The organism is Chromobacterium indicum, assembly GCF_039708975.1.
Taxonomy (GTDB): Bacteria; Pseudomonadota; Gammaproteobacteria; order Burkholderiales; family Chromobacteriaceae; genus Chromobacterium; species Chromobacterium piscinae.
Genome location: NZ_JAYFSJ010000015.1, coordinates 91,743 through 113,782, shown reverse-complemented (window position 1 = coordinate 113,782; position 22,040 = coordinate 91,743). Strand labels below are relative to the sequence as shown.

21 protein-coding genes are annotated in these 22,040 nt (G+C 57.3%); 2 read left to right on the top strand and 19 right to left on the bottom strand.

Features of this window, described 5'->3' with window-relative positions; genetic code table 11:
- The first annotated feature begins 2 nt into the window (after window positions 1-2).
- Window positions 3-875: a glucose-1-phosphate thymidylyltransferase RfbA gene (gene rfbA, locus VA599_RS19255; protein WP_346790116.1), complete on the top strand. Its 873-nt coding sequence runs from the start codon at window positions 3-5 to the stop codon at window positions 873-875.
- A 24-nt stretch (window positions 876-899) separates the two neighbouring features.
- A complete protein-coding gene (gene rfbC / locus VA599_RS19250; RefSeq protein WP_346790114.1) occupies window positions 900-1,442 on the top strand; it encodes a dTDP-4-dehydrorhamnose 3,5-epimerase in 543 nt (180 codons plus the stop codon).
- A 94-nt stretch (window positions 1,443-1,536) separates the two neighbouring features.
- Here the strand turns inward: rfbC and groL are convergent, their stop codons facing one another.
- The 19 genes from groL to VA599_RS19155 form a co-directional block, all read right to left on the bottom strand.
- The gene (gene groL, locus VA599_RS19245; RefSeq protein ID WP_021478510.1) at window positions 1,537-3,177 is read right to left on the bottom strand and encodes a chaperonin GroEL; all 1,641 of its coding nucleotides are present in this window, start codon (window positions 3,175-3,177) and stop codon (window positions 1,537-1,539) included.
- Window positions 3,178-3,223: 46 nt separating this feature from the next.
- Window positions 3,224-3,511, bottom strand: coding sequence for a co-chaperone GroES (gene groES, locus VA599_RS19240; RefSeq protein WP_021478511.1), 288 nt, complete (start codon window positions 3,509-3,511; stop codon window positions 3,224-3,226).
- A gap of 166 nt (window positions 3,512-3,677) precedes the next feature.
- Window positions 3,678-4,784 carry an MraY family glycosyltransferase gene (locus VA599_RS19235; protein ID WP_346790112.1) on the bottom strand — a complete coding sequence of 369 codons (1,107 nt, stop codon included), beginning with the start codon at window positions 4,782-4,784 and terminating at the stop codon, window positions 3,678-3,680.
- A 198-nt stretch (window positions 4,785-4,982) separates the two neighbouring features.
- Window positions 4,983-5,879: a glycosyltransferase family 2 protein gene (locus tag VA599_RS19230; RefSeq protein ID WP_346790110.1), complete on the bottom strand. Its 897-nt coding sequence runs from the start codon at window positions 5,877-5,879 to the stop codon at window positions 4,983-4,985.
- 18 nt (window positions 5,880-5,897) lie between these two features.
- On the bottom strand, window positions 5,898-6,827 hold the full coding sequence (locus VA599_RS19225; RefSeq protein ID WP_346790108.1) for a glycosyltransferase family 2 protein: 930 nt from the start codon (window positions 6,825-6,827) through the stop codon (window positions 5,898-5,900).
- Window positions 6,828-7,031: 204 nt separating this feature from the next.
- Window positions 7,032-8,024: an EpsG family protein gene (locus tag VA599_RS19220; RefSeq protein ID WP_346790106.1), complete on the bottom strand. Its 993-nt coding sequence runs from the start codon at window positions 8,022-8,024 to the stop codon at window positions 7,032-7,034.
- Window positions 8,021-9,139: a glycosyltransferase gene (locus VA599_RS19215; RefSeq protein ID WP_346790104.1), complete on the bottom strand. Its 1,119-nt coding sequence runs from the start codon at window positions 9,137-9,139 to the stop codon at window positions 8,021-8,023. The genes VA599_RS19220 and VA599_RS19215 overlap by 4 nt, the downstream gene beginning before the upstream one ends.
- Complete coding sequence (locus VA599_RS19210; RefSeq protein ID WP_346790102.1) at window positions 9,140-10,255, bottom strand: DegT/DnrJ/EryC1/StrS family aminotransferase; 1,116 nt, start codon at window positions 10,253-10,255, stop codon at window positions 9,140-9,142. It abuts the gene before it with no gap.
- A gap of 29 nt (window positions 10,256-10,284) precedes the next feature.
- Window positions 10,285-10,719, bottom strand: coding sequence for a hypothetical protein (locus VA599_RS19205; RefSeq protein ID WP_346790100.1), 435 nt, complete (start codon window positions 10,717-10,719; stop codon window positions 10,285-10,287).
- Between the two features lie 16 nt (window positions 10,720-10,735).
- Window positions 10,736-11,302 (bottom strand): acyltransferase, encoded by a 567-nt coding sequence (locus tag VA599_RS19200; protein ID WP_346790098.1) that lies wholly within the window; start codon window positions 11,300-11,302, stop codon window positions 10,736-10,738.
- A complete protein-coding gene (locus tag VA599_RS19195) occupies window positions 11,299-12,465 on the bottom strand; it encodes an oligosaccharide flippase family protein (protein ID WP_346790096.1) in 1,167 nt (388 codons plus the stop codon). Before VA599_RS19195 ends, VA599_RS19200 begins: the two co-directional genes overlap by 4 nt.
- 110 nt (window positions 12,466-12,575) lie before the next feature.
- The gene (locus VA599_RS19190) at window positions 12,576-13,799 is read right to left on the bottom strand and encodes a glycosyltransferase (RefSeq protein WP_346790094.1); all 1,224 of its coding nucleotides are present in this window, start codon (window positions 13,797-13,799) and stop codon (window positions 12,576-12,578) included.
- A gap of 392 nt (window positions 13,800-14,191) precedes the next feature.
- Entirely contained in the window at window positions 14,192-15,427 is a 1,236-nt protein-coding gene (locus VA599_RS19185; RefSeq protein WP_346790092.1) for a polysialyltransferase family glycosyltransferase, read from the bottom strand.
- Between the two features lie 8 nt (window positions 15,428-15,435).
- Complete coding sequence (locus VA599_RS19180) at window positions 15,436-16,167, bottom strand: SGNH/GDSL hydrolase family protein (protein ID WP_346790091.1); 732 nt, start codon at window positions 16,165-16,167, stop codon at window positions 15,436-15,438.
- Between the two features lie 15 nt (window positions 16,168-16,182).
- Window positions 16,183-17,142 (bottom strand): Gfo/Idh/MocA family oxidoreductase, encoded by a 960-nt coding sequence (locus tag VA599_RS19175; protein ID WP_346790090.1) that lies wholly within the window; start codon window positions 17,140-17,142, stop codon window positions 16,183-16,185.
- A 16-nt stretch (window positions 17,143-17,158) separates the two neighbouring features.
- A complete protein-coding gene (locus tag VA599_RS19170; RefSeq protein WP_343481129.1) occupies window positions 17,159-18,118 on the bottom strand; it encodes a Gfo/Idh/MocA family oxidoreductase in 960 nt (319 codons plus the stop codon).
- Window positions 18,119-18,126: 8 nt separating this feature from the next.
- The gene (locus VA599_RS19165; RefSeq protein WP_346790088.1) at window positions 18,127-18,930 is read right to left on the bottom strand and encodes an oxidoreductase; all 804 of its coding nucleotides are present in this window, start codon (window positions 18,928-18,930) and stop codon (window positions 18,127-18,129) included.
- 7 nt (window positions 18,931-18,937) lie between these two features.
- A complete protein-coding gene (locus VA599_RS19160; protein ID WP_346790086.1) occupies window positions 18,938-21,019 on the bottom strand; it encodes a glutamate-1-semialdehyde 2,1-aminomutase in 2,082 nt (693 codons plus the stop codon).
- Window positions 21,020-21,021: 2 nt separating this feature from the next.
- Window positions 21,022-22,032 carry a Gfo/Idh/MocA family protein gene (locus VA599_RS19155; RefSeq protein ID WP_346790085.1) on the bottom strand — a complete coding sequence of 337 codons (1,011 nt, stop codon included), beginning with the start codon at window positions 22,030-22,032 and terminating at the stop codon, window positions 21,022-21,024.
- Between the last annotated feature and the right edge of the window lie 8 nt (window positions 22,033-22,040).

Genomic DNA, 22,040 nt, shown 5'->3' with positions numbered 1-22,040 from the left:
CAATGAAACGAAAAGGCATCATTCTCGCCGGGGGCTCCGGCACCCGGCTCTATCCGGCGACCATCGCAGTCAGCAAGCAACTGCTGCCGATCTACGACAAACCGATGATCTATTACCCGCTGACGACACTGATGTTGTCAGGCACCCAGGACATCCTGATCATCTCCACGCCACAGGACACACCCCGCTTCCAGCAGTTGCTCGGCGACGGTAGCCAGTGGGGGATCAATCTGCAATACGCGGTCCAGCCCAGCCCGGACGGCCTGGCTCAGGCCTTCCTGATCGGCGAGTCATTCATCAACGGCAATCCGTCGGCGCTGGTGCTCGGCGACAACATCTTCTACGGCCACGAGTTTTCCAATCTGCTGCAGGCCGCCAACACCCAGAACGATGGCGCGACCGTCTTCGCCTACCGGGTCAGCGACCCCGAGCGTTATGGCGTGGTGGAGTTCGACCAACAAGGCCGCGCTCTGTCCATCGAGGAAAAACCCCCCAAGCCCAAATCGCACTATGCTGTGACCGGCCTGTATTTCTATGACTCGCAAGTCGTGGAGATCGCAAAAAACATCAAGCCCTCGCTGCGCGGCGAACTGGAAATCACCGACATCAACAACATTTATCTGCAGCGGCAGCAGTTGAACGTACAAACCATGGGCCGCGGTTACGCTTGGCTGGATACCGGCACCCACGAGTCGCTGCTGGAGGCGGGCCAGTTCATCGCCACCATTGAGAATCGCCAGGGGCAAAAGGTTGCCTGCCCGGAGGAAATCGCCTTCCGCAACGACTGGATCGATGAAGCTCAGGTGCTGCGGCTGGCTCAGCCTCTGCAGAAGACCGGCTATGGCCGCTATTTGCTCACAATGATTGCGAACTAATCCAAACAAAGCAGAATAAGCACCATGAACGTAATCGACACCCGCATCCCGGAAGTCAAGATCATCGAGCCCAAGGTATTCGGCGATGAGCGCGGCTTTTTCTTCGAGAGCTTCAATCACCAGCGTTTCGAGCAAGCCATCGGCCATACGGTCGCCTTCGTGCAGGACAATCACAGCCGCTCCGGGAAAAACGTCTTGCGCGGCCTGCATTACCAACAGGATCCGCACCCGCAAGGCAAGCTGGTGCGCGTCGTCTCCGGCGCCGTGTTCGACGTCGCCGTCGACATCCGCCTCGGCTCACTATCCTACGGCAAGTGGGTAGGCGTGGAGCTGACCGCCGCCAACAAGCGCCAGTTGTGGATACCCGCCGGCTTCGCCCACGGCTTCCTTACGCTGAGCGACGATGTGGAGTTTCTATACAAGACCACCGACTACTGGCATCCGGAACTGGAGCGCAGCATAGCCTGGGATGATCCGGATCTGGCCATAGACTGGCCGCTGAGCGGCATGCCCACGTTATCGGCCAAAGACCAAGCCGGCGCGCCGTTCATCTCGCTGAAGAGCTGAGGCGCAGCCTCATAAGCAAACAGCCCCGCAGGCATACGCCGCGGGGCTGTTTGTTTCGGTGGACATGCGAACATGCCCGCCCGTACGGCTCGATTTACATCATGCCGCCCATACCGCCCATGCCGCCCATGTCCGGCATGCCTGCGGCCGGCTTGTCTTCCGGCAGCTCGGCGATCATGCAGTCGGTGGTCAACATCAGGCCGGCTACGGAAGCAGCGTGTTGCAGAGCAGAGCGGGTCACCTTGGCCGGATCCAGCACGCCCATTTCCAGCATGTCGCCGTATTCGCCGCTAGCGGCGTTGTAGCCGAAGTTGCCCTTGCCTTCCAGCACCTTGTTCACCACGACCGACGGCTCGTCGCCAGCGTTCTTGACGATCTGGCGCAGCGGAGCTTCGATCGCGCGCAGCACGATCTTCACGCCGGCTTCCTGATCGACGTTGTCGGTCTTCAGGCTTTCCAGGGTCGCGCGAGCGCGCAGCAGGGCTACGCCGCCGCCAGGCACCACGCCTTCTTCAACCGCGGCGCGAGTGGCGTGCAGCGCGTCTTCGACGCGGGCCTTCTTCTCTTTCATTTCCACTTCGGTGGCGGCACCGACCTTGATCACGGCAACGCCGCCGGCCAGCTTGGCCACGCGCTCTTGCAGCTTCTCGCGGTCGTAGTCGGAAGTGGCTTCTTCGATCTGCTTGCGGATCTCGCCCACGCGAGCCTGGATGGTGGCGGCTTCGCCGGCGCCGTCGATGATGGTGGTGTTTTCCTTGCCCACTTCAACGCGCTTGGCTTGGCCCAGCTGGTCCAGGCTTGCCTTTTCCAGGGTCAGGCCCACTTCTTCGGCGATCACTTCGCCACCGGTCAGCACGGCGATGTCGGTCAGCATGGCCTTGCGGCGGTCGCCGAAGCCCGGAGCCTTGACAGCCACAACCTTCAAGATGCCGCGGATGGTGTTCACCACCAGCGTGGCCAGCGCTTCGCCTTCAACGTCTTCGGCGATGATCAGCAGCGGGCGGCCGGACTTGGCCACTTGCTCCAGCACCGGCAGCAGGTCGCGGATGTTGGAGATCTTCTTGTCGAACAGCAGGATGAACGGGTTGTCCAGCGCAGCGATCTGCTTGTCCTGGTTGTTGATGAAGTACGGGGACAGGTAGCCGCGGTCGAACTGCATGCCTTCCACCACGTCCAGCTCGTTGTTCAGGCTCTTGCCGTCTTCAACGGTGATCACGCCTTCCTTGCCCACTTTTTCCATCGCATTAGCGATGATTTCGCCAATGTCGGAATCGGAGTTGGCGGAAATGGAACCTACCTGGGCGATTTCCTTGGAAGTCGCGCACGGCTTGGCGATCTTGGCGATCTCGCCAACCAGCGATACCACGGCCTTGTCGATGCCGCGCTTCAGATCCATCGGGTTCATGCCGGCGGCGACGTACTTCATGCCTTCCTGCACGATGGCCTGGGCCAGAACGGTAGCGGTGGTGGTGCCGTCGCCAGCCACATCGGAAGTCTTGGAAGCCACTTCCTTAACCATCTGCGCGCCCATGTTCTCGAACTTGTCCTTCAGTTCGATTTCCTTGGCGACGGACACGCCATCCTTGGTGATGGTCGGCGCGCCGAAGGAGCGGTCCAGCACCACGTTGCGGCCCTTGGGACCCAGAGTCACTTTTACCGCGTCGGCCAGAATGTTGACGCCGGCCACCATCTTGCTGCGAGCGGATTCACCAAACTTTACGTCTTTAGCTGCCATTCTCGAAATCTCCAGAATCTATTTATGAAGTAGGGATAGGATCGGATTACTCAACGATGCCCATTACATCTTCCTCGCGCATCACGAGGACTTCGTCGCCATCAACCTTGACGGTCTGGCCGGAATACTTGCCGAAGATGACCTTGTCGCCGACCTTCAGCTCCAGCGAGCGACGCTCGCCGTTTTCCAGAATCTTGCCGTTGCCTACTGCGAGCACTTGGCCCATGTCCGGCTTCTCAGCCGCCGCGCCGGGCAGAACGATGCCGGAAGCGGTCTTTTCTTCAGCCTCGAGGCGCTTGATAACAACACGGTCGTGCAGAGGGCGAATTGCCATGGATCTCTCCTGTTACATTGGCTGTTGAGAGTGGAACATCAGGTATGTATAGATTGCGGCAGAGCGCTTAGCACTCAACCGTTGCGAGTGCTAATAATAGGGACGCCATCCAAGTATTTCAAGAGGTAGAAGTGCAAAGGGCGTCCTAGACGCCCTTCGGATCAAATCAAAGCCTTCGGCAGGTTCGCCGCAACACCAGCCAGCGCGGCGTCCGAAAACGAATGATCATGCGATAAAGGTAGATATACGTCATGGCAAACAAGACGCAGAAAGTCATCAACACTCCGGTGTTCTGCCAAAACAGCATGGCAGGCACCACGGATATGGAAGACAGCGCCCACAAGTAGGGAGAGGTCAGGCTATTGCGCATGGTTTTATGATCGGCATTCTTGCTTCCCACCATCCAACGCACAAGGCGCTTGTAGACCAGCATGTGCAAATGCAGACCATCAGGCACTCCTGGAGACATCCCACGCAGGAATTTCTTTCGATAAATCGAGTATAACGTTTCAAAAACGGGATAGATCACACACAACAACGGGAACCACGGCGAAACTTGCGGATGGCGCACCACCAGCAGCACCGCCACTTCAGCGATCATGAAGCCCACCAAGTAAGCGCCGCCATCGCCGGCAAAGATCAAACCCCGCGGGAAGTTCCAAAATAGAAATCCAGCAATCGCGCCAATCATCGCAAAACAAATTCCCATTAAGGCCGCATCCTGCACTTTGAAAGCGACATACGCCATCGCCAGAAAAATGAAGATAGACACCACCCCCGACAAGCCATTGTAACCGTCGATGATATTGACCGCATGCGCCACCCCGCCAACCGCAACGACAGTCAGCAGCAGAGACAGCACCCAGAATTGCGACACTAAACCGTCCAATAGGGGAATGTCGAGACGCTGCAACCCAGCACCCAGTACAAAGTAGCCCAAAGTTGCAGCAATGAAAGTAGCCAGCAATCGGGGCAACGGCCCAACCTTCTTCGTCACATCTTCAAGTATCCCGACCGCAAAAGCAGGCAGCGCCACCGCCAACAATCGCAACACCGAAGCATCTCTCAGCAGCCATGCCAAAAAACCGCACCCCACCACCAAACCCGCCGCAATCGACACGCCACCAATACGCGGCACCGGCCGGGCATGAAACTTCTGCACCCCTCCCAAATCATGATCCGCAGAGAAACGCTCATGCAGATGAGCAAAACGGATCAGGCACATACCAACAAACAAGGATAAAAACGTGGCCAACAATAGAATCTGCAACATTGGAGCCTCTTTATATTTCTATCGACAATATCCATGAGGACACCATCTTGCCACAATCAAGAATGGACTTCGCGTTGCAGATGGTGACCCAATGGCTCTAAGTCAAGCAATTGCCGCCAATAAGCAGTATGCATCTCCGGATGAACCATATTCAGTTGCTGCGGCGTTTTTCACGCCACAACAATCCAGCTAGCTTTGCTACTTGCGTGCTAGCGTCCGTAGATTCTCGCTGATAAAGATGATCCCATAGCGACACAGCATGTAGATAGCTGGCCATTTAGCATAGCGCCGGCTGAATGCCCACCCTTGGCGCCAGTTATAACAGGAGTTGAACGCAGTCAACGCCTTACGCACCCCACGCCAGCCGCCCTTGCCTAAGCTAAGGCTGAAGCTCGCCGTCGTTGCCTCATTAACGTAGACGACGCTCCTGCTATCCACGAGAACCTTGAAGCCACGCAGCTTCGCTCCGTAGGCAAAATCCTCGTCGGCACAGTACTGAGGGAAAACCTCCTCGTCAAAACCGCAGCCCACCTCGAAAACACTCCACGGTATCACCAGCAGCCGACCGTACAGGAAATCGGTTTCCAGAAAACGTGACGCAGGCTCATGCCAGGGTGCCCCCCCCCTGATATTGACCTTATGCCGTGCGAAGCGCAGGTCATAACGACCGCCGCAAAAGTACACCTGAGCCTCTTCACCGGGCCGATGCACGATGTTCACTGCTCCAATCACAGCGCCGGGCTCCAGCTCCGATGCCTCCAGCAAACGAATTAACGCCATGGGAGCCAGATCGATATCATCATTCATAAGCAATACACGATCACCAGCGCGCGCTGTCTTCGCGATATGCTTCAGGCCATGATTGACGGTGGCCGTCCACCACATATCTGCATGCCCATCGACGATCTCGGCCGATGGGCATTGCGCTTTAACCGCGTCCCGAGTACCGTCGGTCGAACCTGCGTCGACAACAATCAGTCGCGCCGTCTTGGGCGGCAACTGCGCGCGCACTTTGGTCAAAGTAGCGCACAAGATATCGCGACGATTATGCGAAGGAATCAGAACGTAAACCTGTCCAGAAATCTGAGTATTCATACAATCAGTCACCATCAATCAAAGCACCATACGCACCGCACGCATCATAACGCGCTTCCGTAGCGAGCCCCACCAGCGGCGTGGCAAATACAGCACGCCCAGCGCCAGCGCGACTGCCATCGAACCGTGGTCCGCAGCAGCCGGACACAGCAGCGCAGTGCGCTTGAACTGGCCCACGCTCCACAATCCGGCCAACGCCTGCCCACGACGCCGGTTTAGATAGCCACAGCCATGCTGTCTTACAAGGTCCGTAGCGTACTTCTGCAGTAGCTGCGCGTCACCAATCATCAGATTACGCGGCGTAGCAACGTGCTCGCCAGGATGATGAACAAGGACCATCGCCAGGGTATCATCGAAAGCAAAACGTCCAGCCCGGATCAGACGAAGAGATAAATCATCGTCATGTCCGGAAACTAGGCTCTCATCTAGCTTGAGTGCGGCGTGGGGCTCCCTCCGAAACATGATTGAACTGGTCGGTGCGATTTTGAAATCAAGAAGCGCAGTCGAATAATCAACTGGGCAGATACGAGAACTACGGTCGATGTTCTTCACCAAATCCCATTGATTTCCAACAAACTGGACCCGATAACCAGAGAATAACGCATCCAGCCCTTGCTCCCGGCATCGCAGCACCCGCTCGGCGAGAGTATTAGGTTCGAAATAATCGTCGGAGTCGAGAAAGGTTACAAACTCGCCACTAGCAACCTCCATACCAAGGTTACGACTAACTTGTGGGCCGCTACGGGACGGCTTCTCAATCACAATCAAATCACGCGCTTTATAGCGCTCACGAATGTAAGAGACCGTGCCATCGCTCGATCCATCGTCGACTACGATGCATTCGACCCGCACGCCGGGCTGGCTGAATACGCTGTCCAGTGCATCTGGCAGACACCCAATGCGGTTGAAAGTCGGGATAATGACGCTAATATCGATCATGGCAGTCATAAATTTAAAGGTTTGTCAGAGCCGGCCCAACGCATGGTGTGAAACCGGTGTTTCTTGCTCGCCAACCACTCAGTGCTAACTTACGCAGGCAAGCACTTCCGCAAACTAGCTACAACATATAGGTAAAACTCAACTGCTCAAGATCAACCAACTACCGCAATAAGACATTGGGCACCAAAGACTAATCAATAAATGTATTGATCGTTACCAAATAGTATCTCCAGACAGACACCAGTTTCCATCACTACCATTCTGACAATCGCTCCATGGAATCATCAGGCTGCTCAGCACCAGCAACAAAGTCACGCCAATCGCCAGCAACCGGTGCCGAACCAATCGATGATTGGCACAGAAATCCAGCAGCATCAAGAACAATACCAGATCGCCGAGACGGCTCAGAACCGGACTCACCGCGTGGACCAGCACTACGAAGATTGCATACGCGGCCAAGTAGAAACGTTTACCACCATTGCGATACATCAACCAGACCACCAACAGCTTCATCAACACTGCTGGATATACCGCCTTGCTCTCGTATTGCTGCTCCAGATAGCCCTTGTAACCGGACAAATCGACAACCGTCAGCAGATCGGACTTCAGCCAGGCCAGCGCGATACCACAACCGGCCGCGCTCACCAACCCAATCGCAAGCCATTGACGCCGGCTCAGAGACAATCGCAGCAACGCCAGAGATATCAGTGATGAGTAATGAATAGCCGTCGAAGACAACAATGCCAATAGGCTCGCTCTCTGCAAACGAACATACAGGGATGCGACAATCAATAGCGCGAATGAGTTGCGGACCGCATTGAACTGGAAGTTCAGGTAAAACGAACTCAAGTAGAAGAGCAGAAAAAACAGCGGGTCGCGCAGCCGCGTCACAACCGACATCAACAGCAGTATCTCAACCAGGGCGAGTAAGCGAGTAAAGTCGAAATAATCAAGTCCTAGAGACTTGGCCCCAATCATTAGGGCAGAGAAACCAGGTTCAAGCGGAAAATCCTCGGCGATATCGAACAACCTCTGATAGCTCTTGACATCAGTACCAATCTGTCCCGCATATCCGATGGCGAATATGGCCAGCGGCAGCACCAATGCCCAGCACTCAACACGGGTAAGGACGCGGTTTCTCACGGTTGTTTCCAGCACAAGAAACGTGGTCAAGAACGCGGCAAACACGAATAGATATGGGATCATGATCGTTGGTACAGCGATCTCATTGTGTCCTTGACGCGACCCCAATTGAAACGCGCGAGAACATCACACTGCGCGGGATCGACACGCGCGAAGCCAGGACGTGCCAGCATGTCGGCCAACACGGCCCGCAGGCTGCCCGTACCAGTCTTCGAGCTGCCGTCGAAGAAAAACACCCCCTCGCCGGCAGACGCATAGTTGTACATGTCAACCTGATTGAGCAGCACCGGCGTCCCAGTGGTCAGGGCCTCCAACGCCGGGTAGCTATAGCCGCTTTCCAAGTGGCTCGGCACAACGTACAAGCTGGCATTCTGGTAGATGGCGTGGAGATGCTCCTCTGGGATAAAGCCCAACAAATGCACCCTCCCGGCCAGCGCTGACTCGGCGTTGACCGCAGTCCGGATATCGAAACCCATCGAGGTGCGTTCGAAGATCGGACCGCAGACGACCAGGTCATAACCGATGGCAGGATTCGCTTTCAGCGCGTCGCGATAAGCGGTCAACAGGCCATCCAGGTTCTTGCGCGGCTTGTTGAGCCCGATGTACAGGAAGTAGGGTCGCCGCAATCCATAAGCGGCCTGCAAATCCGCCTCGAGCGGCTCCATGTAGTTTCGGTAACCATGCGGACAAACAATTACCTCATGGAAGGGGTGATGTTTGGCAATCTGCTGCGCGGTGTAGTCCGATTGCGCCAGGATCGTCGCGCGATGACGCCTCAGGCTCCAGATATAGGCGTTGTAGGCCAAGCGGTGAAGCGGCGTGCGAAACTCCCCGGTATCGGTCAATACGTCGTAGAAATGCGCGATCTGCCTCACATGCTTGGGCAGCAACAGCGGGACATTGAAGTTGAGCGAATGCAGAGTCACGCGCCGGTGACGTAGGCGAGCAAACAAGCGGCGGAACTCAGTCTGTTCTCCACGCCCAAATGGCAGCGAGCGAAAACGGATCAGATTCGACAAACCATCCGGAATCGCTGTGCCGTCATTAACGATGTACAGGGTCTCGAACTCGGACTCTAGGTCACGCGCGCACTGGAAGATTCCGCGCGTAACCCGGCCGATGCCGGTCCAGGGCCAAGTGCGCAGGTCGACGACGATAAGTGGATCTTGGGTCTTCATTCAAAGAGTCAAAATGCGGCGTACGGTGGCGGCGACTGTGCGGATCTGCTCTTCGGTCAACGCCAGCCCGCTCGGAATGTAAAAACCACGCTCATATAGACGCTCGGCAACCGGACAATGATCGGATGATGCTATTGCGCCCATGCTATGCAGCACAGGTTGCTGATGCATCGGGTAAAAAAATGGCCGGCTACCAATCCCTTCGGCAGCAAGACGCTTCATTGCGTCAGCCCCGGTCAATCCCAGGCGCTCATCCAGCACCAAGCCGAAAACCCAATAAATGCTGTCGGCGTAGTCGGTCGACGCCAGCGGCAGTTGCACGCCATCCAGATCGCCGAGCAGTTCCTGATACAACGCCCCCATGCGACGCTTGCGCGCGACGAACTCATCCAGACGCTCCAACTGCGCCAGACCCAGCGCAGCCTGCATGCTGGTCATGCGCAGATTCCAGCCAAGCCGGTCATGTACAAAGCGGCTCTCAGGCTTGAAGCACAAGTTGCGCAAACTGCGGCAATGCTCGGCCAAATCATCACTATCCGTGACGATCATGCCGCCCTCTCCGGTAGTGATGTGCTTGTTGGGATAGAAGCTGAAGGTGCTGATGTCGCCGAGACTTCCGCAGGCGCGGCCCTTATAGGTCTGGCCATGCATCTGCGCCGAGTCTTCCAGCACTTTGAGGCCATGCTTGCGGGCCAGCTCCAGCAGCGGATCCATATCGACCGGCAAACCGTAGATATGAACCGCCATGATGGCTTTGGTGCGCGGCGTGATGCGCGACTCGATAGCGCTCACGTTCATGTTCCAGGTACGCGGATCGGCATCGATCAGCACCGGTTTGGCGCCATTGCGCACAATCTGCATCACGCAGGAAATAATGGTGAACGAAGGCATGATGACCTCGTCCCCTGGACCAATGCCCAGCGCCTCAATGGCGGCATCCAGCGCCGCAGTGCCGTTACAGACCGCGATTGCGTGCTTGCGATTGAAACGGGCCGCGAACCTCTCCTCAAAATCCCTAATAAAGGGGCCTTCCGAGGATATCCAACCCGATTCGATGCACTCGAGCAAGTAGCGTTTCTCGTTGCCGTCCAGCAACGGCTGATTCACAGGGATCATGTCGATGTTTCTCTCAGTCTGGTGCCGTTTTAGTGGCTGGAAAACTTGACTTGGTCGGCCGAAACCGGCTCGAAGCGAATCTTGTCGTGCTCGCCGACGTAGGGCCCCTGCTTGACCTCAACGATCTCGCTGGCCTCCAACATCTCAAAACCATGCCCGCCTACAATCAACAGAATGATATCGCCACAATCCAGCATGCGGCTCTCTCGATACTGTTGGTCGTTGCCGTAAAAGTCTACGCGCACGCGGCCGCTCTTGATGAAGAGCACCTCATTAGTGTACTGGACTTCGCGGCTGACGGGATTGTGCACATGTGGCTTGATGACGTAACCCTGCGGTCGATTCATGTAGCCCAATTGCTGAGAATACGAATCCGGTGTCAGGAATTTGATGCCGTCGGCCTTGTAATTGTGGCGTAAAATGAGCGCCATGACGGTATCGCCGTCGCGAATCTCTTCGATCATAGGAATTCCATTCATTTCAGGCGAAGCGGCCTTGGGCTTTTAGACGTTGATAGAGCACCATGTCCCGCTGGCCAATGATCCGCGCGGGGTTACCTGCGACGACCGCGCCGGGCGGGACGTCACGTGTGACGACCGCGCCCATCGCAACCACCGCTCCTTCACCGACGGTCACTCCAGGCACGATCGAGACGTTTGCACCGAGCCAGACAAAATCTTCAATGACAACCGGCCCCGGTAGGTCAACGTCATCGTACGGGATCATCGTATCGCTACGGTAATTGTGATTACTGGAGAAAATCGTCAACCCTCTGCCAGCGTGAAAATACCGACCTATACGTACGCCACCACTGCACTCAATGAAGGTGCCAGACTTGATATGGCTGGTCGGATCGATATGGAAACGTGACAAATCGCCGGCAAGGTAAAAATCATGTCCCCCCTGTGGCACAAAGGATAATGGTATCCCGCGAGCCCGCAAACGACGCACACGCAGTTGCGCCAGCAGACTCGACCAGCGGTCAACGATACAGTCAACTCGCATAGTGCCAAGGAGAAAAAGGATGATTCTAGTCAGCATAGTCATACAGTATTGGGAGAAAAGGGGCGGCGCACCAACGCCAGCATCAGCCAACCAGCGAGTGCAGCATAACCGAGCCCGGTGCCGAAAGCGGCGCCGAATAGGCCAAAATGCGGAATCAGCAACAGATTACCACCCAGCGCAATAACGGCAGCAAGAGCAAAGCCGATCAACTTACTGCTTGTCATGCCATAATAATCTGTCACGGTCCCAATGACCGCATAGACACTGCGCCACTGCATCATCACCACCAACACGTAGACAACAGGGATGGCCTCGGTGTAACGCGCTGGCAAAAGATGACCCGCCGCAAACGTGTACGCGACCAAAAAAAGCGAGGCAAAGGCAATTGACAAGCCGCAGAACCTAACGGCATAGCGCATCGCAACACGCGACGGTAGCTCGCGCCCGTCCTTCAGCGCGGCCATGAGTTTTGGCACCGAAGTGTTGAGCAAAGCGGTAATGAAAGTCAGCATGAAGCCGGCAATAGTGCAGGCAGCACCGTAGACGCCCGCAGCAGCCAGATCCAGGCGTTGCGCAACCACTACCTTGTCCGCCTCATTGAGCAGATAGGCGGGACCGACCGAGACCATCAACGGGGCGCCGAAGCGGACAATGCGCCCGAAGGCCTCGCGATCGAAACGCCAAGATACGATCACAGTAGGCCTCAACCCATAGCGGACCACCAGTAAAACTGCATCAGCCAACATCAGCGCGGCAACGCGAGACTCTGCCGTCGGCGATACCCACAGCACCAGCGCAACAGTCGCAATCGAGGCCGCTATCGAGGTCAGGAGTTGCACTAGCCCATAGGCGACGGCACGCTGCTCCATTATGTACTCAATGCCGGCCATGGTGACGAAGAACTTGAGCAGCGCCATTAAAGGCACGAGCAGCACCAGGCCATCAACCCGGCCCGAGAGCCAGACCGGCACTGCGACGATCTGGCCAACCACGAAGGTCATCAAAGCAAAATGGCTATAGGAGCGACGGAACGCCACATAGCTGTCAGCATCAAGCTTGGCCTTGTTGATTGCAACCAAGTTATCCGCGCCGAATCCGATTACGGCATTAGCAATCAGCAAAGCACCAAGCGTAATGGCCACCCGGCCAAACTCATCCGGCGCGACGTGGCGAATCATGAAGAGCGTAGTCAGCAATCCGATCACGCTCGCACCGGCCGAAAACGATAGATACACCGCCAATACCCGAGCACGAGAAGCCAGGCCACACACGCCCCGCAGGGCAGCGCCCACGCAGGAGCCTGTTATCCACGCAATCATGCGATGAAGCCTCCCCGCTGCGGTACAGCCAAGGCGGCATAAAGATCCAACACCCGGCGCGTAGCCACGATGGCCGTGAACTCGGTCTCAAACCGGCGGCGCGAGGCCATGCGCATGCGCTCAAGTGTCTGTGGCTTGCTCAACAAGGAAACAATCGCCGCCCCCAATGCCCGCGCGTCGCCAACCGGCACATTCAATCCGGTTTCGCCATGACTATTGACCCAGGGCACGCCTGAGCCTGCGATGTTGGATGCCACGATTGGCAACCCGTGTGCCATCGCTTCCAATAACACAACGCCAAACGCCTCTGCGCGCGAGACCGATGGCAGGCAGAACAACGTCGCGCGCTGAAATAGCTCGCGCAGCGACGCGTCGTCGAGCCGTCCGGCCAATTGCACTCGGTCGCTGACACCATACCGCGCGATGCGAGCCTCTAGCTCGGCGCGGCGCTCGCCGCCTCCGACGATCACAACTCGGCAACCAGACGGCAGATCACGCGCGGCATCGACGAGCACCTCGAAGCCTTTGTATGGCACTAACCTGCCGACTGCTAACACGATCTTTTCATCAGCGCGCGAGGCTTTGGGCTGCTCTGCTTTCCCTATCGCGGGCGCCAGGATCAAGCCAGGCTCATGGTCATCGTCGAGAACATCGGGATCTTCAATGCCAATTGGCACCACGCGGACCTTATCGCGAAAACGACGCAACAGCGGAGAAGCGTCGGCATAAGCCTGTGACGTTGCGATCACCGCATCGGCGCGGCGCAACAACAGCCGCTCCAATGGATACATCATCCGGCCCAGCCACCCCTTGTTGATGACGTCGCTGTGCCAATGCACGACAACCCGCCCCGGCAACCGCGCCAGGACAATAGCCAGTGCGGCCAGCATGTTGGGGACATGCACATGAACAATGTCGTACTCGCGCGCGCACCGCAGAAAGGCATAAAAATATTGCCAGCTGATGGGCTGCGAGGCGGTCTTCTTCCAGACTGGAGCGCGTAACACCTCGACATCGCCGATCCGCTCGCGACGCAAACTCGCGACATCGCCAAAGCACAACACGGTGACCTCATAGCCCGCCAGAGCAGCTCCTTGCGCGATATCCTTGGTAACCGTCTCAATGCCGCCAGCATCCGGATGGAAGTATTTCCCCAAATGCAGAACTTTGGTCGGATGGTTGAAGGCGTTGCCAGGCGTATCAACTCGTCGTTCAGCCACGTGTATTCCTCACAGACACCACACGCGGTGGCCTACAATATCGAGCAGCCTGCTGTAAACTGCCCTGAATCTCGGTCAACATTGTCCCCACGCTCAGCAGGCGCGAAATCGCAGCAATGTCAGGCTGGAGCATCGCGTCAACCCTGTGGGATTGGTGTTCGACACCATACTCGTCTTCGCCCTCGGCCAGATCGGCAACCAATACGTGGATACCGTCATGACTCGAGCACGCGACGATAATGATCTTGGAGTCCATCAATTGAGTCACTGTGCTTAATTGCGTGGCCGGTGAAGGTCTGGTTGCGGGTGAGGGGCGACGCGAATCGCCCATCTGACGATTGCGAGTCCATCCTTCGCGGTTGCGGGATTGAAGGGATTTGAACCACGAACAATCAAGAAAGCCTCCTTGGACGCCTCTCATCTTGCAGGTGCTCGTGCGCACCTGCAACTGAGGCAAAGCCACGTGACCGATGCAGAGGGAACGGTGCGGAACGCGCCCCTCCATCGCCGGCACTGGACGACAACATCAATAGCTGCCTCAAATCAATGCTTGTGACCGAATCGTCATTGGTGATGCCACTATGATAACCGGCGCGTACGCCGTCGTCATCTGCGAAACGGTAGCCCCAGATCTGCAGAATGCGAGTCGCGATCACGAAAACAGGCTGCTCCACCAGATCGTCTAGCAAGTGGTAGAGATACAGGGGTTCGATGCCCTCATACTCGATGCTGAGCAAGCCGGCAGAAAAATAGGATGCCAAAGCTTCTGGACGATAGTCGAGAATCATCTCCTCGATCGTACCAGCCCGATCGATAACGCTAACGGATGGAAACTCCCGCGCCAATAACTCGCCTATACGAACTACCCAACCTTGCGGCTCACGTGGATGGAACTTGAAGTACACGGTTTCGTAGCCATCTGTCAGCATGCGCATCAGTCGGCACAGACCCGCAATGTAGGCCTCATCGGTCTGGTAATGGTCATACATCCGCTCGTTCAGAAAAACGACGCTACCTCGACGAATCTCGCAACGTTTGCGAGCAGGCCTGAGGACACAGCATGTTGATATGTCGCGGTGCAGTCTCACATCCTTGTATAGTGCGATCACGTCGATCGCGCTGTTCGGCAGACGGGGGAACACTTGGCCATTAACCTTGAAGAGCCGGCTGCGCCCCAGTCCAGGCACCAACCGGAAAGCAAACTGAATGCAGCGCTCGCGCAAGGTCAGCCGCTCGCTGTCTGGCACTGACATCGGGATATAGGTGGCAAAGCCTCCGTCCTCCAACATTACGACATGCGCGCCGTGGTTGTGGAAGTACTGAACTATGATCTGGTTGAGCCACTCGACCTCGGTAAAGAATAGCAGCGTGTCACTGGGGCTAGGGTTCAACACCTGGGCAACATCGTGGCCGAGCACACAGTAGCGCCAAAGCATGCGCAGCAAACCGACGCGGCCTTGTGGCGTATCGAAACGATGTACGGCTTCGAAGTCAGCCATATCGTTCGGCAACGATAGCGCGTGCGGCACCGCGATCAGAGTCACACCGGAGCCAGCACCCAGCTCCGCGATGCCATGACGGCGCAGCGCATGCAGTTGATAGTCATTGTTGACCAGGACGTACAGCATGGCCGCGTTTACACTATCATATGGCGCTCAAGCGCCTCAAGAACCAGCGGCTCGAGCGCAGCCGCAATGCACCGCGCGCCCTGCTCGTTGAGATGATAGCCATCATCGACAAACAGCTCGTCGATCAAGGTCATATCCAGGAACGGATGCAGTACGCGCAGGCATGGGAATTGCGCCGCTAGACGATCCAGCACCGCGTTGTACGCATCAATCTGTTGACCAATGTGTGGATTCTTCGATGCCAGACGACGGCTGGCAGGCAAAGTCGAAAGCGCGATCACTCGGGCATCGTGGGCGGCGGCTCGCACAAGATAGCCGCGCAGATTGCGCTCATAGGCCGCCAACGGAACGAGACAGTTGCTGGCCTTGCGACCACGCCATGCTTCCAGCCACGAGGACAAGCGCCAACCCAGGCCGAACGGCAATCGATAGACATACGCCGCGGTCCGCTTATGCAAAACACGAGGCGAACAATCGCAAATTCCAAGCTGCAGCACGACCAAGTCTGGATTATAGAACTCCAGGCAGTCGGCGCCCTGATTACCTTCATCATTCAGACGCTCAGAGGTCGAAAGCCTCTGGGCACGATTGATCCAAGTAATCGCGGGCAAGCGCTCTTCCAGCATGCCTGGCCAAGTGTGCTCGTAGGCGACATCGTTTCGCGGCAAAGCGAGCGAGTCGGCAACAATCAGTCCCCTGGGGCGCAAGGACTTGCCAACAACAGAAATAATGGAAGACATAGTAGCGGACAATTGTCAGGCAGAACGCGCGTAGCCAGCAATAGCGCAGAAATGCTCGAGATTGACGGCCAGCTCATCAAGCGCACAAAGCGCGCCGGTGTCGGCCGCATAAAAGGCCTCCACTTGGCGGAACAGCCCCGGCTTGTACTCGGCATCCAGCCGCGCATCCTCCAGGTCGGCGGCAACCTCCTCGATTTGCACCGACCCCTTGCGCATTACTTGCAGCTTCTCCATCGGTCGGAAGATCAGCTTATGTTGTCGGGTACAGAACTCCAGTCCCCAACGCCCAGGCGCATCCCAGTCGGCATGATATGAGAACGGGACATGGCTTGTCGTCACGCCGCTACCGACAAACACGGCGCTTGCCGGATGCCAATCCAGCGCTCCAGCGCATGTGGCGTGCAACTGCGCGGGTACGCCGCCGAGATGAAAGGCCAAATCCAGCACGTGCGACGAGTTGCCCAACGCCCACAGTTCTTTCACGCCAGGCGCCTTCGTGAGCGTCACGATTTCGTGTCCCCACTCGGTAAAATCAAAGGTGAATGAGGTTAGTCCACCGTCGTTTTCAATAATCTCGCGTGCGCGGCGTACCGAAGCCAGAAAACGCCGATTGTAGGCAATATATACCCTGGCACCAGCCAAACGAGCGGCGTCTTGCAACGGACCAATCTGGTCCGGCCGCATCAACCCGGGCTTCTCGATAAGCAGATGCTTCACGCCAAATCTCAGCAATGCAACGCTGGTCTCGTATAACGCCTCCACGCCAACGGATACGATAGCGGAGGTCACGCCGGCGACGAGACCGGACGCGATTGCAGCGTCAAGGCCTCCGGTTTGCACCGGCACGCCGGTCTTTTCCGTAAACTCGGCCGCGCTCGTCGCGCCACGGCCGATAACAGCAAATTTACGCCCCTGCGCCTTCAGAACCTTGGCATACTCCACTGCCATGGAACCACTTCCAATCAGTAACAACATAATATAAGACTCCGGATCAGGTAATGGTGCACCGCGCGTGGTTACCAGCTACGGTACCTGCGCATTCCGCAAAGGCAAATAGCAAGGGGAGATGAGCGGCGACGGAATCGGCATACGGGGTCAAATCGCAGCCATTACCGGACAGCAGCTGGCTGGCAATCACTCCTGTCATCTCACTTTGATAAGGCAAGCGGAAGGTACTGGCGTCGTCCCCGCCCTGGCCAAAACGCCAAAGTTGGCCAGCGCCTTCAGCAATGAGCACTGTCTGGCGTCCATAGTGCAGCGTGACAGTGATTGGCTTGGTCGAACCGCGAATCGAGCGCACAGTGAAACGCGTAGCACCCACTTCGCCGGCGATCTCGCCGGTCAGCTCGACGTAGCCATTGCGTTTGCTCGCCATCACATCGGCGTCAAAGCGGGCCTCAAGTGCCTTCAGCTCGGTCTCGCCGGCCAGGAACTGGACCAGATCGACGAAGTGCACGCTATTGCAGCACAGTCCCCAGTCGCCGCCGTCAACGGTGAATTGCAACAACTGGTCGTCGCGAGTCTGTTCGCGCAACTCGCGGTAAACACTGAAGTGGCGGCGCGGCGTATTGACCCAGGCGGCAATGCCATGCTCGGCAATCAACGAAGCCGCGCGCTTGTACTGTTCAGAGTCGTTAAACAGGAATTTTTCCAGCACTAGATGGCGAATTTTCGCCACCCCGACTAACTGTTCGATCACATCAAGGCGCTGGTTCGCTGTGGTGGCGACAATCACCAAGTCAAGCGTGGCTGGCAGCGCATCCGGCGTCTCATACACATGAATCGCAGGCAGCGAGCCGGAATCCGGCGAGGCGATGAAGTCTTCTACCGCACGGCGCGAAGCCTCGAATGGATCTACGACATGGATGGTCAGCAACTCAGTCGACTTGACCAAGCCTTGCAGGTGGCGGCGGCCGAGTTGACCGGCGCCGATAATGGCAACTTGATTCATGGTGGGGCTCACTTCGACCAGCCATCGTCGACAACGATGTTCTGACCATTCACGTAGGAGGATAGATCTGAGATCAGGTACACCAGGGTACCGGCCACGTCAGCCGGCTCCAGCATGCCCTTGTGCTGGGCATACGCCTTGTAACGCTCCAGAAAAGGTTCGGGTTGATGATCAAAGATTCCCCCCGGCGATAGCACATTAAAGCGTAACGCCGTGCCCTGGTAGTAGCGCATGAAGTACAACGACAGGTGCTGGATCGCGGATTTGATGGCCGCATATTCTACCGGCATGGTCATCGCCGTTCCCTCGTAGATATCGAACCGCGGAGCGACGTTGCCGTAAATGGACGAGACGTTGACGACATGGCCGAAGCCCTGGACTTTGAAGAACTCGGCAAAGCGCTGCGTACTGAGAAAATAGCCCCCCAAGTGCGTGCTGACGTTCTCGCAGAAGTCCGCATACTCAACCTGTTCCAGCTTGCGTCCATACTGCTTGTTGCGCGGATAGGCATTGTTCACGACCGCATCGATTTTGCCGCACCTAGCCTGGATGCGGCTAATCAGCGCATCGAGCGACTCACGCACCGTGATATTGGCGGTTTCCGCGATCACGCTCGCGCCGGGAATTTTGGCCGATAACTCATCGCAAGCGACGCGACAGCGCTCCTCGTCGAGGTCGGCCACGATCAGCTGCGCGCCATGACGCAGCAGTGACTCGCCAAAAGCTTTGCCGAGCAGGCCCGCGCCGCCAACCAACACGACCGTCTTATCCTGCAACAGGGATGAATCAAGCGTCATCGATTTGGACATCATTGAGTGATTAGTTGAAACGACGGAACACAGGCTTGATCGCCGGACCGATCAAATACTTGTCGACCCCCTCCGCGATGCCGCGCGCGCACACATCCATTGCGGCAGCCAGCGCCTCGCGGGTCTTTTCCAGCTCGGCGTCTCCATGGCGATAGCTAAGCGCCAGCCAGGGCATCAACACGCCCTGCTTGATCATTTCCTGCGCGAACAAGGTTCTGAGCTCAAGCCAAGGCGCGCCCTCGCCAGTGACTGTCGCATAGTAGGGGCTGACTGCGGGGCCGGCCGCGTAGAAATGCTTTGCGATGCCGGCCTGCTCGGCTGCTCCATTGATCTCAGCTTGCAGCTTGGCGCCATACGTCCACAAGTGATCGACGACGGCATGCTCTTCGAGAAAATCCATCGTGGCAAGATACGCGGCTAGGCCGCACATCTCTGCGCCGTGCGTCGTCGAGAGCAGGAACAGGCGCTCCTGCCCCAGCTGATCTATCGACCCCAGCGACATCAATTCGCGCCGGCCGGCCACTGCTGCGACAGAAAAGCCGTTGGCCATCGCTTTGCCAAAGGTGCACAGATCGGGCGTGACGCCATAAGTATGCTGAGCACCCTTCAGGTGCCAACGGAAGCCGGTGATCATCTCATCGAGAATGAAAACAATCCCGTGCTTGCGGCACAGCGCCTCGACCTGCTGCAAATAGTTGACTTCACGGCTATCAGGGCCGATGAAGGTCGCAGGCGTATCCGTCGAAGCGGGCTCAAGGATAACGCAGGCGAATTGGTCTGGGTATTCGGCGATCAGCCGCTCAAGGGAGCCGATGTCGTTGTACGCGAACGATTTGGTCTGTTCAATGGTGCCGACAGGAATACCCTTGGTGATGGCGGTATTGCCGATGAACCAATCATCGTAAGAGAAAAAGGGATGCTGGGCGCAGCGCGCGACAAGGTCGCGCCCAGTGTAGGCGCGCGCCAGCTTGACCGCGGCGGACGTGGCCGTGGAGCCGTTCTTGGTGAACTTGACCATATCGACCGAATCGATCATGCCTACCAGTCGCTCAGCCGCAGCCAACTCGATCATGGATGCGCGCGTCAGGTTGTTGCCGGCCTCCAGGCCGCGAATCGCGGCCTCGTTGATCGCGGGCTCGGAATAACCGATGGACACGGCGCGCAGCGCCATGCCGTAATCCAGGAAACTGCGGCCGTCAGCCGCCCAGACGGTGCTCCCCTTGGCGCGTTCAAGGATTTGCGGCGCATTTACTGGATACTGGTCGTCGCCGCGAGAATAGGTGTGCGCGCCGCCTGGGATCACTCGATGCAGCCGCTCGCTATACGACTTGGCGTGGGTTGCGGTTTGTTCAGAAGAAACGCCCATATTGAAATTCTCCCAATATTGTTCTGTAACCGAAGCATTGATTCGATGCAGTCCACGGCTCAGCACGGCCTGCACCAAGTCGGATGCAGGCAGTTGCTCCCACCCCTGGATCTCACGTGCCGTCACATCGAAAAACTCGAGGTCTTCCGGATAATCCAGCGTGGCTCGCACCTGTTCGGCCCCAGGACAGGACAGCACATCCTCATGAACGGTCATGCCGTCAAAGATGCGTCCCCAACCGGTTTCTAGCACCGAAGCATCCGCGCCGCGCAGCGCCTGTTCCAGTACCGGCGTTGCATACCCCCAGGCATTCATGCCCAACGGCAAACCGCTAGTCTTGGCCAAAGACACGCCGGAAACGAGCGCATCATACACCGCGCGCATCGCCTCCGGCGCGCAGAAGATGTCATCGCCATCAATAGACAATAAGGCATCAAACCCGTGAGCTTGCGCGACTTGCAGATGGCGCAATGGAACGTTGTCGTCAGCGCCGAAGAATAGCTGCGCGGGAATGCCGGATGTCAGCGCCGAAAACCCTGCGTTGCGATCCGGATTGCCAGTTGCGATCCACAGCGAGGCCGCGCCGCCATCAAGCTCAGCGTGAAACTCAGCGGTGATCCGCTCCAACAGCCAGCGCAACGCCGGACGGCCAGCCATGTCCCGCAGATGCTTGTCGGACAAGCGCGTGGAACCCATACGCGCCGTAATGAGAATAGCGACGCGCATGATCAGATCGCCTGAAAAGTCGCCGTAGCGTCAGAACGCTCCAAGGCGTACAGCAATTTGAGCACACGGTGATCTTGCTCCAGCGAATTCGGAAACGCGGCCTTGCCGGCGACTGCGTCCAGGAAAGCGCGAATCTCATCAATATACATATTCTCGCCGATATTCTTGTTGTAACCTGGCTCGGCCTGTTCCATCTGGTAGACAAACTCAGTCCACTGGGCGGTTGCGCCGTCGAAAACCTTGATGGCAGCTTCGTCCCAGGACCAGGCCAGCAGTGCCTTGTCGCCATTGATGGTCAAGCGGCGGGTTGCATGGCGCGACACGACATCGACAGTAATAGTGGCGAGAAAAGTGCCATAATCGAAGAGGCCATTGTAGGTATCGTCGATGTATTCGGCGCCGGCGATGTCGATTGTTTTCCGATACTGGCCCGCGACACGACGCGGGAAGCCAAACAGCTCGGTGAACCACGTCATTTCGAACGGCACAATCTCGCGCGCGCCGCCAGTCGCCGGGTCGCTGACGTAATAGTCGGAAACCGGCTCATAAGTATGCCAATCCGGCAAATACTGGCCGGAATGCAGCATTACATTGGATATCTTACCCAACCGCCCACTGCGCACGATGCGCGATATCTCCGCGATTGCCGGATGGAAGTGCAGCGTCGTAGACGGCGCAGCAACCACGCCAGTTTGCTTCGCCAGCGCAACGACTGCCGCAAGGCCATCATCGACGACGCTGGCCTCGACAAAGAACGGCACGCGATGCGCAAGGCAGGCATGCATCGCCGCAACATGGGCCTTTGGTGGCAACGAGATGATTGCGACATCCGGCGCGAAACTTGTCCACAGCTGATCCAGCTCAGCCTCGACGCGTATGCCATAGCGCTGCGCGGCCTCGTCGCGGCGGTCCGCTCGCAAATCCACGCCCACAATGTCCATCACGCCCAAAGCCTGCAAGCAACGAACACGCCGCTTGCCCATAGAGCCCAAACCGATAACAACTGCTTTCATATATTTCT

Bases quoted from the DNA above. Each gene is read 5' to 3' on its own strand.
- VA599_RS19205 (WP_346790100.1), bottom strand. From the start codon at position 10,719: ATGATCGAAGAGATTCGCGACGGCGATACCGTCATGGCGCTCATTTTA.
- VA599_RS19200 (WP_346790098.1), bottom strand. From the start codon at position 11,302: ATGACTATGCTGACTAGAATCATCCTTTTTCTCCTTGGCACTATGCGA.
- groL (WP_021478510.1), bottom strand. From the start codon at position 3,177: ATGGCAGCTAAAGACGTAAAGTTTGGTGAATCCGCTCGCAGCAAGATG.
- VA599_RS19160 (WP_346790086.1), bottom strand. From the start codon at position 21,019: ATGCGCGTCGCTATTCTCATTACGGCGCGTATGGGTTCCACGCGCTTG.
- rfbC (WP_346790114.1), top strand. From the start codon at position 900: ATGAACGTAATCGACACCCGCATCCCGGAAGTCAAGATCATCGAGCCC.
- VA599_RS19170 (WP_343481129.1), bottom strand. From the start codon at position 18,118: ATGAATCAAGTTGCCATTATCGGCGCCGGTCAACTCGGCCGCCGCCAC.
- VA599_RS19185 (WP_346790092.1), bottom strand. From the start codon at position 15,427: ATGCTGTACGTCCTGGTCAACAATGACTATCAACTGCATGCGCTGCGC.
- VA599_RS19155 (WP_346790085.1), bottom strand. From the start codon at position 22,032: ATGAAAGCAGTTGTTATCGGTTTGGGCTCTATGGGCAAGCGGCGTGTT.
- VA599_RS19165 (WP_346790088.1), bottom strand. From the start codon at position 18,930: ATGATGTCCAAATCGATGACGCTTGATTCATCCCTGTTGCAGGATAAG.
- VA599_RS19215 (WP_346790104.1), bottom strand. From the start codon at position 9,139: ATGAAGACCCAAGATCCACTTATCGTCGTCGACCTGCGCACTTGGCCC.
- VA599_RS19220 (WP_346790106.1), bottom strand. From the start codon at position 8,024: ATGATCCCATATCTATTCGTGTTTGCCGCGTTCTTGACCACGTTTCTT.
- rfbA (WP_346790116.1), top strand. From the start codon at position 3: ATGAAACGAAAAGGCATCATTCTCGCCGGGGGCTCCGGCACCCGGCTC.
- VA599_RS19180 (WP_346790091.1), bottom strand. From the start codon at position 16,167: ATGTCTTCCATTATTTCTGTTGTTGGCAAGTCCTTGCGCCCCAGGGGA.
- VA599_RS19210 (WP_346790102.1), bottom strand. From the start codon at position 10,255: ATGATCCCTGTGAATCAGCCGTTGCTGGACGGCAACGAGAAACGCTAC.
- groES (WP_021478511.1), bottom strand. From the start codon at position 3,511: ATGGCAATTCGCCCTCTGCACGACCGTGTTGTTATCAAGCGCCTCGAG.
- VA599_RS19175 (WP_346790090.1), bottom strand. From the start codon at position 17,142: ATGTTGTTACTGATTGGAAGTGGTTCCATGGCAGTGGAGTATGCCAAG.
- VA599_RS19225 (WP_346790108.1), bottom strand. From the start codon at position 6,827: ATGACTGCCATGATCGATATTAGCGTCATTATCCCGACTTTCAACCGC.
- VA599_RS19235 (WP_346790112.1), bottom strand. From the start codon at position 4,784: ATGTTGCAGATTCTATTGTTGGCCACGTTTTTATCCTTGTTTGTTGGT.
- VA599_RS19230 (WP_346790110.1), bottom strand. From the start codon at position 5,879: ATGAATACTCAGATTTCTGGACAGGTTTACGTTCTGATTCCTTCGCAT.